Consider the following 14,340-nt stretch of genomic DNA (forward strand, 5'->3'; position numbering starts at 1 on the left):
GGATAGGGAGACCCGTCCATCGTGCCGCAACCTGCTCCACACGTCACCGCACTCGCCGCCCGCGACATGGCCGCCCGCTTCAACCGGGCCGACTTCCGGGCCTGGGCTCGCCGCGCTCACTCGACGGGTGGTTGTGCCCAACCGGTCCACCTGCGTGGCCGTGTCACCCACCTGGACCCGATAACCGGCGAGGTTCTGCATCACTACTCGACGGCGCGGGAACCGGGCGGGGCGCTGCGGGTGGCCTGCAAGACCCGGCGCGCGTCACGCTGCCCGTCCTGCGCCGAGACCTACCGCGCCGACACCTACCAACTCGTCCGCGCGGGCCTGGTCGGCGGTAAGGGCGTCCCGGCGTCGGTGACCGAACATCCGGCCGCGTTCGTCACCCTCACCGCGCCCTCCTTCGGGCCGGTCCACTCCCGCCGCACCGGGGCCGGCGGGGCCGTGGTCTCCTGCCACCCTCGGCGCAACGGCGGTAGCTGCCCGCACGGACGCCCGGTGTCCTGCACCGTCCGGCACAGTGCCGATGACCCTCGACTCGGACAACCGATCTGCCCGGACTGCTTCGACTACTCCGGCGCCGTCCTGTGGAACGCGCACGCCCCGGAACTGTGGCGGCGCTTCACCCTGGCCTTCCACCGATTCGTCGCCCGTTCGGCGGGCCTGCGCGTCGCCGAGTTGCGCGAAGTGCTCACGGTCTCCTTCGCCAAGGTCGCCGAGTATCAGCGGCGCGGCCTGGTCCACTTCCACGCCGTCATCCGCCTCGACGGACCCGGCGGCCCGGACGCCCCGCCTCCGGCCTGGGCGACGCATGGACTCCTCAAGGCGGCCGTTGACCACGCGGCCGGGGCGGTGCGGGTGTCGACTCCGGCGGCGGGCGATGTCCCGGCCCTGACGCATGAGTGGGGTTCACAGGTCGACATTCGGCCGATCACCACCACGGGCGAACTCACCGATAACGCGGTGGCGGGCTATATCGCCAAGTACGCCACCAAGGCCGCTGAATGCGTCGGCACCCTCGACCGCCGGATACGCCCCACCGATGACCTGGCTGACCTCCCCGTGAGCGGCCACGCTCGACGGCTCGTCGCCGAGTGCCTCCGCTTGGGTGCGCTGGAGGAGTACGCGGGCCTGCGGCTCGTCGAGTGGGCGCACATGCTCGGCTTCCGGGGCCATTTCTCCACCAAGTCCCGCCGGTACTCCACCACCCTCGGCGCGCTGCGTGCGGCTCGCATCGAGCACAACCAGCGCGAACACGCCGACGACATCACGACTGGTCGCCTGCCCTTCGACGACGACCAGGTCCTTGTGATCGCGCATTGGCGCTACCTCGGCCAAGGCATGACGCCGGGTGAGGCCCTGCTGACCGCTGCCCTGACCGGTAAGCCGCTTCCCTCCCTCGTCCCGTCCGACCTGCACTCAAGGAGTTCCGAGTGACCGACCTGGTCCTGACCGTCGATGAAGCGGCCGAACGGCTCCGCGTGAGCCGGTGGACGCTCTACAACCTCATCCGCTCCAACCAGCTCCGGACGGTCAAGATCGGCCGCCGCCGTCTCGTCCCCGTCGACGCCCTCGCCGAATGCCTCGACCAGCTCTCGGAGGTTGCTGCCTGATGACCACAACCGCACTCGCCACGCCAGAAGAACCCGAGCGACGCAAGCCCCGTAAGGGTCGTTCTCGTAGGCGTGCCAACGGTGAGGGGACGATCGTCCAGCGTAAGGACGGACGGTATGAGGCAAAGGTGTTCGTCCCGACGACCGCCGGGACGATCAAGCGCGTCAGCGTGTACGGCAAGACCCGCGACGAATGCCACGCGAAACACGTCAAGCTCAAGGCACAGGCCGATGACGGGGTTCCCGTCGCCTCCGTGAGCTGGACGGTAGAGCAGTACCTCGCGTACTGGCTGGACAACGTCGTACGCGTCGAACGGCGGCCCAAGACCGTCCAGGGCTATGAGAGTGTCATCCGGCTCCACCTGGTCCCTGGGCTCGGTAAGAAGCGGCTCGGCAAGCTGACGGCTCGCGACGTTCGGGCTTTCATCACCACCGTCCGCCAGTCGTGCCAGTGCTGCCGACATGGGTGGGACGCGAGCCGGGACAAGCCGCGGTGCTGTGCCCTCAAGGGTGGTGAGTGCTGCGAGTCCCGGCTCTCGGTGCGCATGGTTCAGTTCGTCCTGGCGGTGCTCCGCAACGCGCTGCAATCGGCCGTGCGTGAGGAGATCCTCACGCGGAACGTCGCCCGGCTCGTCACGGTCACCACTCCCAAGTACAAGGTCAACCGGGGCCTCACGGTCGACCAGGCGCGGGCCGTGCTCAAGGCGGCGCAAGATGAGCGGCTCTACGCGCTCTACGTCCTGGCGCTGTGCCTTGGCCTGCGGCGCGGGGAACTGCTCGGCTTGCGATGGGAAGACATCTCCCTGACGCCGTGCCGGGCCTGCGGGGGAGAGGGCGGCACCTTCGACGGTGCTCCGTGCGCGCACTGCGCCGAGACGGGCATTCAAGACGCCAAGTTGGAGGTAGTGCAGACCCTCCAGCGAGTCGCCGGCGAACTGCGGTTCGTCCCGCCCAAGACCGACGACTCAACGCGAACCATCCCGCTGCCGGACCTGTGCGTCACTGCGCTCTGCGAGCACCGGGTGTTGCAGGACGCGGAACGGGCCGACGCCTGGCCGCGTTGGCAGGATCACGGGCTCGTCTTCCCGTCCCGCCTCGGAACTCCGATGGAGCCGGATAACCTGCGCCGTAGCTGGGGCCGTATCCGCGCGGCGGCCGGTCTCGGCGACATGAGGCTTCACGACATGCGCCACACCTGCGTCTCGCTGCTCCTGGATCTCGGCGTTCCGCCGCACATCGTGCGAGAGATCGTCGGACACAGCGACATCGAGGTGACCATGACGATCTACGCACACGCGGCCCTCGACGAGAGGCGCGCGGCCCTCCGCAAGCTGGGAGATGCCCTCGGCTAGGGACGTTGTCGTCAGGACTGTCGTCAAAAGGCCCGGAACCGATGATGGTTCCGGGCCTTTGGCTGGTCGTATGGGGTGGGCAGGGGCGGGGTCGAACCGCCGACCTTCCGCTTTTCAGGCGGACGCTCGTACCGACTGAGCTACCTGCCCAGGACGCGTGGTGCGCCTGGCGGTCCTGACGGGATTTGAACCCGCGGCCTCCACCTTGACAGGGTGGCGAGCACTCCTAGCTGCTCCACAGGACCTTGCTACTCCGAGCTTAGTGGCTTCGGAGGGATGTCTTGGCGGGTTGCCCCGCGCTTGGCGACGTCCGAGAGCATACGCGATGGCCGAGGTGGTCGCCAACTCGATATCGGGCCGGCGGGTGCGTCGGGGAGGGGGGCGGGGGGTGGGGCGTGGGATGATCCGTCGTGGCGGTTCCTTCCCTCCGGAGGCGCACGTGACCAGCATGCTCGAGATCCGGGTGCGGTGGGTGCTGCTCGTGGTGGTGGGGTCCGCGAATCTGGTCGGATCGCTGGTCGTGCTGTTGTTCGCGACGTTCGTGCTGCCTGATCCGCCGTTGGACGATCGCGACTATGCCCGTCAGGTGAACGCTGTGGCGTTCTTCAGTTATCCCGTGGTCGCGGTGCCTGTGGCGTTGATCGCGGGGTTGTGGCTGTGGCGGCCGGTCGTCAGGCTCGTCCGGGACGGGGGGAACGCCGATCGGGCGCAGCGGCGGGCCGTGTTGCTCGGGCCGCTTCGGTTGACGCTGCTCGTCGGCGGGTTGTGGGTCGCCGGGGCCCTCGGGTGGGCGGTTCTCGACCTCGTGTTGTTCACCGGGCGGCTGGCGGTGAAGACGGGGCTGACGTGTCTGCTGGGGGCGGCCACGACGTGCACGATCGTCTATCTGCTGTCGGAGCGGTTGCTGCGGCCTGCGGCGGCGCTGGTGCTGGCGGCGGAGCGTCCGCGCCGGTTCCGGTTGCCGGGGGTGACGACGCGGGTGATGCTCGCGTGGGCGCTGGGGACGGCGATTCCGGTGTTCGGGCTGATCTGTGTCGCGGTTGCCGCGCTGGCCGCGCCCGACATCAATGTCGTGCAGCTTGCGATCACGATCCTGGGGCTCGGCGGGGTCGCGCTGCTGGCCGGGGTTTATGTCACCTACATGGCGACCCGGGCCATCGCTGATCCGATCAAGGCGGTTCGGAAGGGGATGGCGCGGGTCGAGCGGGGGGATCTCTCCGCGGAGGTCGCCGTGTACGACGCCAGTGAGGTCGGGCAGTTGCAGGCCGGGTTCAACCATATGGTCGCGGGGCTCCGTGAGCATGAGCGGCTGCGTGATCTCTTTGGACGCCATGTGGGGGAGGAGGTCGCCGACCTGGCGCTGGAGCGCGGCGACATCACGCTCGGCGGTGAGACGCGCGAGGTGGCGGTCCTGTTCGTCGATCTCACCGGTTCGACCAGGCTGGCCGACACGCGGAGCCCGGACGAGGTGGTCGGGCTGCTCAACAGGTTCTTCGGTGTCGTGGTGACGGTGGTGGCCGGGCACGGGGGGTGGATCAACAAGTTCGAAGGGGACGCGGCGCTCGCGATCTTCGGGGCGCCGACGCAGGTGGAGGATTCGGCCGGTGCGGCGCTCGGTGCCGCGCGGGAGCTGGCGCTGCGGCTGCGGGTCGAGGTCCCGATGCTGGACGCGGGGATCGGCGTGTCGGCGGGTCCCGTGGTGGCCGGGTACATCGGGACCGAGGAGCGGTTCGAGTACACCGTGATCGGTGATCCGGTGAACGAGGCGGCCAGGCTCAGCGACATGGCGAAGACGACGGCGGGGCGGGTGCTGGCGTCGGCGGCCGTTCTGGAGCTCGCCCACCTCGTCGAGTCGGACGAGTGGGACCTCGGCAGGTCGGTGACGCTGCGTGGCCGGAGCCGTCCGACGCGGCTGGGCACGCCCCGGTCGGCCGCGCTGCCGCCACTTGCGTCCGGTGAGTCGGTGACCGCGAGACCGCCGCCTGTTCGGCGTGTCCGTATTCCGCGTCCGCTGCGGCGGAGCCGGAAGCTGCTGCTCGGCGCGCTGATCCTGTCCAGGGCGGCCAAGGACGCCAAGCAGGACGATGGCGAATAGTCCGTCTGTTCTGATCAAAGGACCGTGTCCGCGCGGGTGTCACGCGGCGCCGATGCGTATCGTCAGCGGCTGTACACGGTCTGCTACTGGCTCGTAACTCCGGTGTCACCGGACGGTCCGAGGGTTGGGGCGGACACGCCTCAGCTCCCGGAAGGTGACCATGCATCGACGTACCCGTATCGCGCTCATCGCCGTCACGGCATCGACGGCGATCGTCGTGCCAGCCACGTCCGCCGCCGCGGATCCCGATCCGGTACCGGCGCAGGAAGCGGGTGCGCCCGAGCCGCGCCCGCGTGTGAACGCCGCGCCGGACGACGGGATCACGAATGTGGCCCACCGCGGGGCGTCCGCGTACGCGCCGGAGAACACGCTCGCCGGCGTCAGGCTGGCCAAGGCGCAGCGCGCGGACGTGTTCGAGATCGACGTCCAGGAATCCAAGGACCACAAGCTGGTCCTGATGCACGACACCACGCTCGCCCGGACGACGAACGTCGAGAAGGTGTACCCGGACCGGTCGCCCTGGAAGGTCTCCGACTTCACTCTCGCCGAGATCAAGAAGCTGGACGCGGGTTCCTGGTTCGCGAAGAAGTACAAGGGGGAACGCGTCCCGACGCTGGCCCAGGTGCTCAGGACCATGCGCGGACAGGGCCTCGGGATGCTGCTGGAGATCAAGAGCCCGGCGCTCTACCCGGGCATCGAGAAGCGCATCGCCGCCTCGCTGAAGCGTTCGCCGTCCTGGCTGCGGCGCGACGCGAGCGAGCGCCGGCTGGCCGTCCAGTCGTTCGACTGGGAGTCCGTGCGCCGCTTCCACTCCTTGATGCCCAGGGTGCCGACGGGGCTGCTCGGTACACCGGAGGTCAAGGATCTGCGCAAGCTGGCGTCCTACGCCGATCAGATCAATCCCACGTTCGGTGACCTGACCGCGTCCTACGTCAGGAAGGTGCACGCGGCGCGCATGGACGTGCTCACCTGGACGGTGGACGACCGCGGGCAGATGAGGAAGGCCGTCGAGCTCGGCGTGGACGGGATCATCACCAACAGGCCGGACGTGCTCCGCCGCGTCCTCCGGGAGTCCGCCGCGCGCTCGGCGGCGGCGGCCTGACCACGATTCCCCCGGCCGGCGGCGGCGCCCGATCGACGTGGCGCCCGGATCACCGTGATCAAGGGGCCGGCTGGCCGGGGGGTGCGGGGAGGTGCTCGCGGGCTCGGCTGATCAGGGCGCGGGCGGCCGGGCCGCGCGGGCCCTCGGTTCGCCAGGCGAGCGCGATCCGCCCGGTCAGCCGGGGCCGGACGATCGGCATCGCGTGCAGGTCGCCGGGCAGGTCCCGGGCGGCGGACTCGGGCAGGACGGCGACGCCGAGACCGTGCGCGGCGAGTTGTGCCAGCACGGGTGGTTCGCCGGCCTCGAACGCGATGCGCGGGCTGAGGCCGGCGTCCGCGCAGGCCTCGTCCAGGACGGCCCGCAGCCCGGTGCCCTTCGGCAGGCTGACGAGGTCCTCGCCGGCGAGGGCCCGCAGCGGGATCGTGGACCGCCGCGCCAGCGGATGACCGCGCCCGGCGGCGGCGACGAGGTGCTCCTCGATGACGACCTGGGTCGCGATGCCCTCGGGTGGTTCGCCGCCGAGGCTGAGGAACGCGAGATCGACCCGTCCGTCCCGCAGCGCCGCGGTCAGCGTCGCGGCGTCGTCCTGAATGACCGTGATTTCCACATCCGGATGGTCTTGGTGGAAATCGGACAACATGCCGGGTAGGTCCAGGGACTGAATCCAGTCGATCGTGCCGATCGTGACGTGCCCGCGCAGCAGCCCCGTCAACTCGTCCACCGACCGCCGCGCGCCCTCGACCGCCGCGAGCGCCGCCCGCGCGTAGGGGAGGACCGCCGCGCCGACCTCCGTCAGCCGGACCGTCCGCCCGGACCGGTCGAGCAACGGCTGCCCCAGTTCCCGTTCCAGTTGCCGGATCTGTGCGCTCACCCCCGGCTGGGCGACGTGCAGCCGCTCCGCCGCCCGGGTGAAGCCGGCCTCTTCCGTCACCGCCACGAAGTACTCAAGCTGGCGCAGCTCCATAACCAGTGATTCTAACAATGGGCTTGTCCAGCGCTAGAGCTTCTGTCGATCCCCCATGGCGGCCGCAACGCGGTGAATGATTTCTTTGTCCTCTCTTGGGTGCATCGCTGCTGCTCAGAGGACTGATCTCGGTCTGGGCGGTGATTACCTCACCTGCGGGAGGTTGGGTGAGCGGACGGCGCACATGGTCCATACGGGTGCGGATGACCGTTATTGCCGGGACGGTCGCCGCGCTGATCTGCGCGATCCTGAGCGCATTGATCGTCGTCGGGGTCCGTGGCCGTGCGGAGGACTTCGAACGGAACGAGGCGGCCGCCTCCGCGCTGCGGCTCGCCTACGAGGTCGACCGGAGGGGCGTGCGGGGCGGGGTCATCGCCCCGGACGACGTCGTCCTGCAACTGCTGGACGACCGGCGCGTCGTGATCGCCGGTACCGAGGATGCGCTGGACGGGCCGCCGATCGCCCGCTTCCGCCCGGCGGAGACGAAGATCTACTCCGCCCGGGTGCTCTGCCCGCCGCCGGGGCTCGACCAATGCATGTGGGTGCTCGCACTCCGCGTCTACAGACATGGCGGAGACTGGGTCGTCTACGCGGCCACCCCCACCATTCCCTGGTATGTCAGCCCCGGCCTCCTGATGTTCCTGACCAGCATGTCCCTGCTGGTCACGCTGCTGGTCTGCCTGCGGGCCTGGGGGACGGTCGACCGCACCCTCGCCCGCGTGGACGCGATCCGCGCCGAGCTGGCGGAGATCACCGCGAGCAGGTCGGGCCGCCGGGTGACGGTGCCGAAGAACCAGGATGAGATCAGATGGCTCGCGGAGGCCGTGAACGCGACCCTCGACCGCCTCGACAGCGCCCTGGCGAGGCAGCGCACCTTCACGTCGGACGCGTCCCACGACCTGCGCAGCCCCATCACCGCCGCCCGCGCCCAGATCGAGGAGGCGCTGCTCTTCCCCGACGAGGTCGACTGGCCGCAGACCGGCCGGGCCGTCCTGCAGAGCCTCGAACGGCTGCAGGCGATCGTGATCGACCTGCTGCAGCTCGCCCGCCTGGACGCCGCGGCCTGGCAGGGCGCCGAGCCGGTCGACCTCGGCGCCCTCGTCACCATCGAGGTCGCGAGATCCGACCGCACCAAACGGATCGTCCCGCACCTCCAGGAGGGCGTGGTGGTGTGCGGTGACCGGCTCCGGCTCGTCCGGCTGCTGACGAACCTGCTGGACAACGCCGAACGCCACGCCGACACGCGGGTCGACATCACCGTGCGCCGCGAGGGCGACACCGCCGTCCTCGAAGTCCAGGACGACGGCGCCGGCGTCGCCGAGGAGGACCGGGAGCTCGTCTTCCAGCGCTTCGCCCGCCTTGAGGCCGGCAAGGAGCGCGACGCCGGCGGAACCGGCCTCGGCCTTCCCATCGCCCGTGAGATCGCGAGACTCCACGACGGGGGGCTCACCATCGAGGACAGCGACCGCGGCGCCCGGTTCGTCCTGCGCATCCCCGCTGTGCCCTGAAGATCAACGACCACTCCACAAGGGCGCCGGCGCGGGGGCGAGGTAACCCGGGACTCGGACGAGACACAGACGAGACGAGTGGCACGGCCGGACGCACGTGAGAGCAGGAGCCGCGGAGGGCGGTGGGACGCGGAAACCCCGCGGTGCGTCCTGCACGCGGGGTCGTGAGGGGGTGTGGGCCCGCGCGGGGACGGGCCGGCGTGGGTGCTGGGGGTCAGACGGCCGACTGGGCGGGCACGCCGCGCATGTGGATCCAGCCTTCCGTCTTCAGCTTCTTCACCCGGCAGCTGATGGGCTCGTACTCGGCGGGGTTCACGTGGCCGGCGCTTTGGGTGATGACGGATTCGTAGACGAACTGCGACGCGATGAAGCCGATGTCGGCGCGGGTCGCGGCGAGCCGGTCCTTGAGGGGACGCGCGTCCAGGAGCCGGGCGGTGTGGATGAGGGCCCAGCCGTTGACGCCGGGCGGGTCGGGCATCACGGGCCCGACGTCCACGGCCACCCTGAGCTGGATGCGGACGGCGGCGCTCGACCGCTGGTTGTGGCGGCGCAGCCGCACGGCGAGGGCGGTGAGCATGGGGTCGATGACGGCGGCCGTCGGCACCTCGGGAGGGACGACGATCAACGCGCCGTCGCCGCGGTCCTCGGTGTGGCAGGCGTCCCAGGGGACCCGCGACTCCTCGAACGCCTCGCGCAGGACGGCGTACATGGCGCGCCGCATGTCGAGGCGGTCAGCGTCGTTGCGGTGGGACGCGCTGAAGCCGGCGATGTCGCTGTAGACGATCGTGCAGTTCTGGCCCGCCAAGGACGGTACGGGCGGTCCGGGCGGGGTGATCGCCATGGGCTGCGTCGCCTGTGCATGGGACGGGGCACGGGTGACCGGAACCGGGCGGGCAGGCCATGGCCCGCCGGCCGGCATTGGCCGCGGCATGTGGGCGGACCTTCCTGCGGCTGCGGGGTATGGGACGGGACCCACCGGTGGGTTGCCCCACGGTGTCGGCCCGGTCGCGTAGGTCTGCCCTGCGGTCCCGTGGTGCCGTGTTCCGCCCGCGTAGGGGTTGTGTGCTGCGATCGCGTGGCCGGGCCGCGTTCCGGCCGGATAGGGCGGCTGGGGTTCGTGGTGTGCGGCGTGGGCGTACGGCGACGGCGTCTGCGGCGGGACGCCCGTCTGCTGCTCGGTCAGACGGTCGTACACCTCGCGTTCCATGATGGCGACCACGCGGGGGTGGTCGCTCAGGTACGTGACGAACTGCTGCGTGGTCATGCGCAGGCCGTGGACGGTCTCCATGGCGACGATGGTCGCCGAGCGCCGGCGCAGCAGCAGGGCGGCGCGTTCACCGACGATGTCGCCGGGACCGCGGAAGGCGATGATCCGCTCGTGTCCGCCGCGTTGCACGGACACCCTGATCGAGCCCGAGCAGATGATGACGGCCTGGTCGGCGGCCTGGCCCTCGAACCAGAGCACCGTGCCGACCGGGTAGACGATCTCCTCGGCGCACGCGAGGAGCGCGGCCCGCTCGATCTCGGTGAGCGAGTCCCAGAACCCTTGCCGCGGCGGCGGTGGCGGTGCGACGGGCTGGAGCTGGCGCGGGCAATCGGTGTCCCGGCACAGGGCCTCGGCGGTGTCGTGGATCTGCGGAGGCTGGACGTCTTCATGGGGGCCTGTCTCGGACGGGACCTGGTCGGGGTTGTGCTGGCGGGTGTAATCGTCCATCAGCACACCTGCCTGATGCCCGGACGGACGGCGAACGGTGGGTTTGCGGGGTGGTCGCCAAAGGTCGGGGGGTGGATCTTCTGGCTTGCCATATCGAGAACCCCATGCCTCGAATCGCGTCTTCGATGCCGTCCGTCCAGCTGTCGGGGATTGCCCGGCATTGGCCGCCCGGGGGGCCCGAAGTCGCTTTCACCTATAGCCCGCACCGCGTGACCGCGGTTAGACTGGGTGAGTCCGCAGGGAACGTTTTGGCAGGTCAACCCCGGATCTCGCCGCTTTTTCGCAGAGGTCCGGTGACGATCGGTCAGCACATTCTCACGCGGGCCCGAGGAGTCGCTCTCCGCTTTCCATCGATCGTTTTGGCTCGCAACCGGTGATCGGCGGGAAGCGGTGAGCGACTCTTTTGTCTTTTCTGGCTGTGCCGAAATATCGGTGTTCCGTGGCGACCTCCCCGTTCGGCGCGTCCGCCTTCGGTCCCTCGTTCGCCGGCGGCGTACGCGGCCCGTGCCCGCCGGTGGGAGATCTCGGACGGGGGGACGCGCTCGTCCGTCCGAGATCTCACTCTGCGTCAAGGTCGTGCCAGTGCAGATGTAGCAGTGCGCCTGGTAGCAAGATGGAGCCTGCTGTTTGCTACATAGCACAATACAACATAGTCTACAGTCATGCAGCACTCTGGAAGCTTCAGGTGAGAGTTTTAGGCGATATGACGGGTCTCGACCTGGGGGTGTGGGTTTGCGTGGCCAGGGCAGATGGCACTCTGCCGGAGCCCACCATGCAATATGACGCCATGACAGATTGCATGCAGATAGGTGGCACCGACTACGCAGAGTGAGAACAGATGACCAGTGATCAGGGGCCGATCGTCCAGAGCGCCCTGCTGCGCGGCGAGCTCGTCCGCCTGCGCAAGGAGAAGAGGCTGACGCAGGAGCACGTGGCGCGCCAGCTCGAGTGGTCCCCGTCAAAGCTCATCAGGGTCGAGGGCGGCAAGAACGCCATCACCCGCACTGACCTGCAGGCCCTGCTCAGGGTCTACGGCGTCACCTCGGAAGCGCGCCAGGAGCGGCTGCAGGCACTGGCCCGCGGGGCGCGTGAGCCCGCCTGGTGGAACGTCTACAAGGGGGAGCTCGATCCCGGCTTCCTCAACTACGTGGCGTACGCCGCGGGCGCGGCCTACATCCGGCAGTTCCACCCGACGGTCGTCCCCGGGCTGATGCAGACATCCGAGTACGCAGAAGTGCTCTCCACGGGCAAGACGTCCGAACAAGCCAAAGCCCTCGCGGTCAAGGTGCGCATCCAGCGGCAGGAGGAACTCGCCAAGCGGCAGAACCCGCCACGCCAGCGCTACATCATCGATGAGGCGGTCATACGCCGCCATGTCGGGATCATGGTCGATCCGGGGATCATGCCCGCCCAGCTCCACCACATCGCGGACTCCGCCGAGCGCGATGATCTGCTCACCGTCCGGGTCATCCCGTTCAGCGCGGGCGCGCACCTCGGCCTCGACGGGCCGTTCAGCCTTCTGGAGTTCGAGGGCGACCTCGGGGACGTCCTCTATCTGGAGGGCCGGCCCGGCACGAGCGTGATGCACTCCGGCGACGACGAGAAGATCCCCGAGTACCGTGACACGTTCGAGATCCTTCTGGAACAGGCGCTGCCGCCCGACGAGTCGATCGCGCTGATCCGGCAGGCCGCCGAGGACCTCATGGCCTGACTCCAGGACCGCAACCCGACGACCCGACTCCCAGCGGAGGTGACAGCCGCATCTGGCACCCACAAGGCGAGTGGCCCTCATAACGCAGTGTGATCTTGTGATCCGGTTGTATGCGGAATTACTAGAACCGTTTACACTCATGACCGGGAATTAGCCACAAGGTCGTGGTTCGTCGTGCCCTGCTTGGTGCTCGCCGGGCGGGTGTTCTTGTCCGATCGGTTGACGGGACGGCACCCGCCGGCAATGGATGGAGGGGTTGCTGGATGGTGGACCGGTCGACACGAGAGACGTCGCTGTACTGGCGCAAGAGCAGCGCGAGCAGTCCTACGGATTGCGTGGAAGTGGCGGTGATGGGCCCGTCGGTGCTGGTCCGTGACTCGCATGATCACTCTACCGGTGCCCTCGCACTCGATTCCGCTCAGTGGAATGCGCTGGTGGACGCGATCCAGAACGGGCAACTGGACGGCCGCTGAGTCACGCGACTCATTTATCATGCCAACCCCGAAAATTGTCGAACACAACGATATCCCGAAGCATTGACTAGCGACTCTTGACAAAACTGCGAATGACGAGCTGGATCCGGGGATCCTGAATAATCCCTGAATCCGCACTGAACCGCCCCTGGGGGCTCCCGAGGGCCGACGGGGCGGCAGCAGTGCACCTCCGCCGCCCCGCCCCTCGGCCTGTCGGGGCAAGGGTAGACGAGTAGTCGTTAGGCGTTGAACTACGGGTGGCCGGTGTGGCAGCCTGCCGTCACCGGGACCGCCGACCTCCGGACGAGGAGTCACCGTGGACATCGACGCGTGGCATCGGAGCTACGAGGCCCTCGACGAGGAGCACGACTACGACGTCGGCGAGATCGACGGCAGGCTCCCGGAGGGCCTGGCCGGGACGCTCTACCGGAACGGCCCGGGGCGCTGGCAGGTGGGCGAGAGCCTCCTCGACCACATCTTCGACGGCGACGGCATGCTGTCGATGTTCGCGTTCCCCGGCGACGGCCGGATCCGCTACCGCAACCGGTACGTCCGGACGAGGCACTACCGGTACGGGCAGCGCAAGGGACGGGTGGGGCTGCGCGGGCTCGGCACCCAGCGCCGGGGCGGCCGTCTCGGCAACATGTTCCGCCCGCCCGCGAACGTCGCCAACACCGGCGTGGTCCTGCACGGCGGCCAGCTCCTCGCGCTCTGGGAGGGCGGCCGCCCGTTCCGCCTCGACCCCGACAGCCTGGACACCATCGGCGAGCATTCGTTCGGCGGACGGCTGAAGGTGGCGTCGGCGTTCTCGGCGCACCCGTCCCGCTGCACCGTGACCGGCGAGCTGTTCAACTTCGGGATGGATTTCACGCGGGCCCGCAGCCTGCGCTGCTACCGGGTCGACCCGGCCGGGGTGCTGCACCACATGCCGCGCGTCTCCCTCCCGTACACGCCGTGGAACCACGACTTCGCGCTCACCCGCCGGCATCTCGTCTTCGTCGTCAACCCGGTCATCCCGAAGGCCGCGCCGATCCTGCTGGGGAGCGGGTCGATCGCCGACGGCCTCACCTACGAGCCGCACCGGCCGACGTGCTTCACCCTCGTCCCCCGGGACGGCGGCAAGGCACGGGTCATCGAGCATGAGGCGCTGCTCGGGTTCCACTTCGTCAACGCCTTCGAGGACGGCGACGACACCGTCATCGAGTTCGTCCGCTTCGCCGACTGGGACCAGGTCGCGACACGGTTCCGCGACTTCCGCACCAGTGACTTCCCGTGGGGGGACGCGCTGATGCGCTACCGCGTCACACCGTCCGGGAAGGTCGAGGGGCAGGAGGTGTGCGCGATGCCGATGGAGTTGCCGCACGCCGACGTCCGGCAGGCGGGCCGCCCGCACCGGTACACCTACTTCGCGGGACGGACGGAGGCGAGCACGGGCATCCATGCCTACGACCACACGACCGGGCGCCGCACCGTCCACGAGCTTCCCCCGGGTCACGGCTTCGGCGAGCCGGTGTTCGTGCCGCGCGCGCCCGCCGCCGCGGAGGGCGACGGATGGCTGATGACCCTCGCCTACGACCCGGACACCCACCGCTCCCGCCTGCTCATCCTGGACGCCCGCGACGTCGAGGCCGAGCCCGTCGCCGTCGCACACCTGCGCCACCACATCCCCATGGGCTTCCACGGTTCCTTCACTGACCGCGTCGCCACCCCGCCCGCCGGCACGTGAGTCAGCAGCGGAACGGGAGGTGATCCACAGGCTCAGTTCCTCACCGGACGGCAGTTCCGGCAGGTCGGCGAACCGCTGCGCC

General features: G+C 69.4%; 11 protein-coding genes and 2 tRNA genes. 9 read left to right on the forward strand and 4 right to left on the reverse strand.

The features are described 5' to 3' along the window. Window positions 1-21 precede the first annotated feature (21 nt). The 3 genes from ACGFK0_RS27570 (at window position 22) to ACGFK0_RS27580 (ending at window position 2,965) form a co-directional block, all read left to right on the forward strand. Window positions 22-1,437, forward strand: a complete 1,416-nt coding sequence (locus ACGFK0_RS27570) for a replication initiator (protein ID WP_392909837.1) — start codon at window positions 22-24, stop codon at window positions 1,435-1,437. After that, window positions 1,434-1,613, forward strand: a complete 180-nt coding sequence (locus ACGFK0_RS27575) for a helix-turn-helix domain-containing protein (RefSeq protein WP_392909839.1) — start codon at window positions 1,434-1,436, stop codon at window positions 1,611-1,613. The genes ACGFK0_RS27570 and ACGFK0_RS27575 overlap by 4 nt, the downstream gene beginning before the upstream one ends. A gap of 128 nt (window positions 1,614-1,741) precedes the next feature. After that, window positions 1,742-2,965 carry a tyrosine-type recombinase/integrase gene (locus ACGFK0_RS27580; protein ID WP_392909841.1) on the forward strand — a complete coding sequence of 408 codons (1,224 nt, stop codon included), beginning with the start codon at window positions 1,742-1,744 and terminating at the stop codon, window positions 2,963-2,965. Between the two features lie 76 nt (window positions 2,966-3,041). Here the strand turns inward: ACGFK0_RS27580 and ACGFK0_RS27585 are convergent. Next, window positions 3,042-3,115 (reverse strand) — tRNA-Phe (locus ACGFK0_RS27585). A 17-nt stretch (window positions 3,116-3,132) separates the two neighbouring features. Further along, window positions 3,133-3,210 (reverse strand) — tRNA-Asp (locus ACGFK0_RS27590). A gap of 203 nt (window positions 3,211-3,413) precedes the next feature. Here ACGFK0_RS27590 and ACGFK0_RS27595 point away from each other — a divergent pair. Together ACGFK0_RS27595 and ACGFK0_RS27600 are read left to right on the forward strand one after the other, a co-directional pair. Further along, window positions 3,414-5,060: an adenylate/guanylate cyclase domain-containing protein gene (locus ACGFK0_RS27595; protein ID WP_392910217.1), complete on the forward strand. Its 1,647-nt coding sequence runs from the start codon at window positions 3,414-3,416 to the stop codon at window positions 5,058-5,060. A gap of 160 nt (window positions 5,061-5,220) precedes the next feature. Further along, a complete protein-coding gene (locus tag ACGFK0_RS27600) occupies window positions 5,221-6,162 on the forward strand; it encodes a glycerophosphodiester phosphodiesterase (protein WP_392909843.1) in 942 nt (313 codons plus the stop codon). A 58-nt stretch (window positions 6,163-6,220) separates the two neighbouring features. Here the strand turns inward: ACGFK0_RS27600 and ACGFK0_RS27605 are convergent, their stop codons facing one another. Continuing rightward, window positions 6,221-7,126 (reverse strand): LysR family transcriptional regulator, encoded by a 906-nt coding sequence (locus tag ACGFK0_RS27605; RefSeq protein WP_392909845.1) that lies wholly within the window; start codon window positions 7,124-7,126, stop codon window positions 6,221-6,223. A gap of 203 nt (window positions 7,127-7,329) precedes the next feature. Here ACGFK0_RS27605 and ACGFK0_RS27610 point away from each other — a divergent pair, with 203 nt between their 5' ends. Then, the gene (locus ACGFK0_RS27610) at window positions 7,330-8,634 is read left to right on the forward strand and encodes a sensor histidine kinase (protein ID WP_392909847.1); all 1,305 of its coding nucleotides are present in this window, start codon (window positions 7,330-7,332) and stop codon (window positions 8,632-8,634) included. A gap of 214 nt (window positions 8,635-8,848) precedes the next feature. Here ACGFK0_RS27610 and ACGFK0_RS27615 read toward each other — a convergent pair whose 3' ends face one another. Next, window positions 8,849-10,348 (reverse strand): cyclic nucleotide-binding domain-containing protein, encoded by a 1,500-nt coding sequence (locus ACGFK0_RS27615; protein ID WP_392909849.1) that lies wholly within the window; start codon window positions 10,346-10,348, stop codon window positions 8,849-8,851. Between the two features lie 838 nt (window positions 10,349-11,186). Here ACGFK0_RS27615 and ACGFK0_RS27620 point away from each other — a divergent pair. From ACGFK0_RS27620 to ACGFK0_RS27630, 3 genes are all read left to right on the forward strand, one after another. Next, window positions 11,187-12,059: a helix-turn-helix domain-containing protein gene (locus ACGFK0_RS27620; RefSeq protein WP_392909851.1), complete on the forward strand. Its 873-nt coding sequence runs from the start codon at window positions 11,187-11,189 to the stop codon at window positions 12,057-12,059. A 263-nt stretch (window positions 12,060-12,322) separates the two neighbouring features. Continuing rightward, window positions 12,323-12,532 carry a DUF397 domain-containing protein gene (locus ACGFK0_RS27625; protein ID WP_392909853.1) on the forward strand — a complete coding sequence of 70 codons (210 nt, stop codon included), beginning with the start codon at window positions 12,323-12,325 and terminating at the stop codon, window positions 12,530-12,532. A 316-nt stretch (window positions 12,533-12,848) separates the two neighbouring features. Then, the gene (locus ACGFK0_RS27630; protein ID WP_392909855.1) at window positions 12,849-14,258 is read left to right on the forward strand and encodes a carotenoid oxygenase family protein; all 1,410 of its coding nucleotides are present in this window, start codon (window positions 12,849-12,851) and stop codon (window positions 14,256-14,258) included. The last annotated feature ends 82 nt before the right edge of the window (window positions 14,259-14,340 follow it).

The organism is Spirillospora sp. NPDC048823 (genome assembly GCF_043198445.1).
In the GTDB taxonomy this organism is placed as follows: domain Bacteria; phylum Actinomycetota; class Actinomycetes; order Streptosporangiales; family Streptosporangiaceae; genus Spirillospora.

What these genes read in the sequence shown, in the direction of transcription:
- ACGFK0_RS27625 (WP_392909853.1), top strand. Translation starts at nt 12,323, where the DNA reads ATGGTGGACCGGTCGACACGAGAGACGTCGCTGTACTGGCGCAAGAGC.
- ACGFK0_RS27605 (WP_392909845.1), bottom strand. Translation starts at nt 7,126, where the DNA reads ATGGAGCTGCGCCAGCTTGAGTACTTCGTGGCGGTGACGGAAGAGGCC.
- ACGFK0_RS27620 (WP_392909851.1), top strand. Translation starts at nt 11,187, where the DNA reads ATGACCAGTGATCAGGGGCCGATCGTCCAGAGCGCCCTGCTGCGCGGC.
- ACGFK0_RS27595 (WP_392910217.1), top strand. Translation starts at nt 3,414, where the DNA reads ATGCTCGAGATCCGGGTGCGGTGGGTGCTGCTCGTGGTGGTGGGGTCC.
- ACGFK0_RS27610 (WP_392909847.1), top strand. Translation starts at nt 7,330, where the DNA reads ATGACCGTTATTGCCGGGACGGTCGCCGCGCTGATCTGCGCGATCCTG.
- ACGFK0_RS27600 (WP_392909843.1), top strand. Translation starts at nt 5,221, where the DNA reads ATGCATCGACGTACCCGTATCGCGCTCATCGCCGTCACGGCATCGACG.
- ACGFK0_RS27615 (WP_392909849.1), bottom strand. Translation starts at nt 10,348, where the DNA reads ATGGACGATTACACCCGCCAGCACAACCCCGACCAGGTCCCGTCCGAG.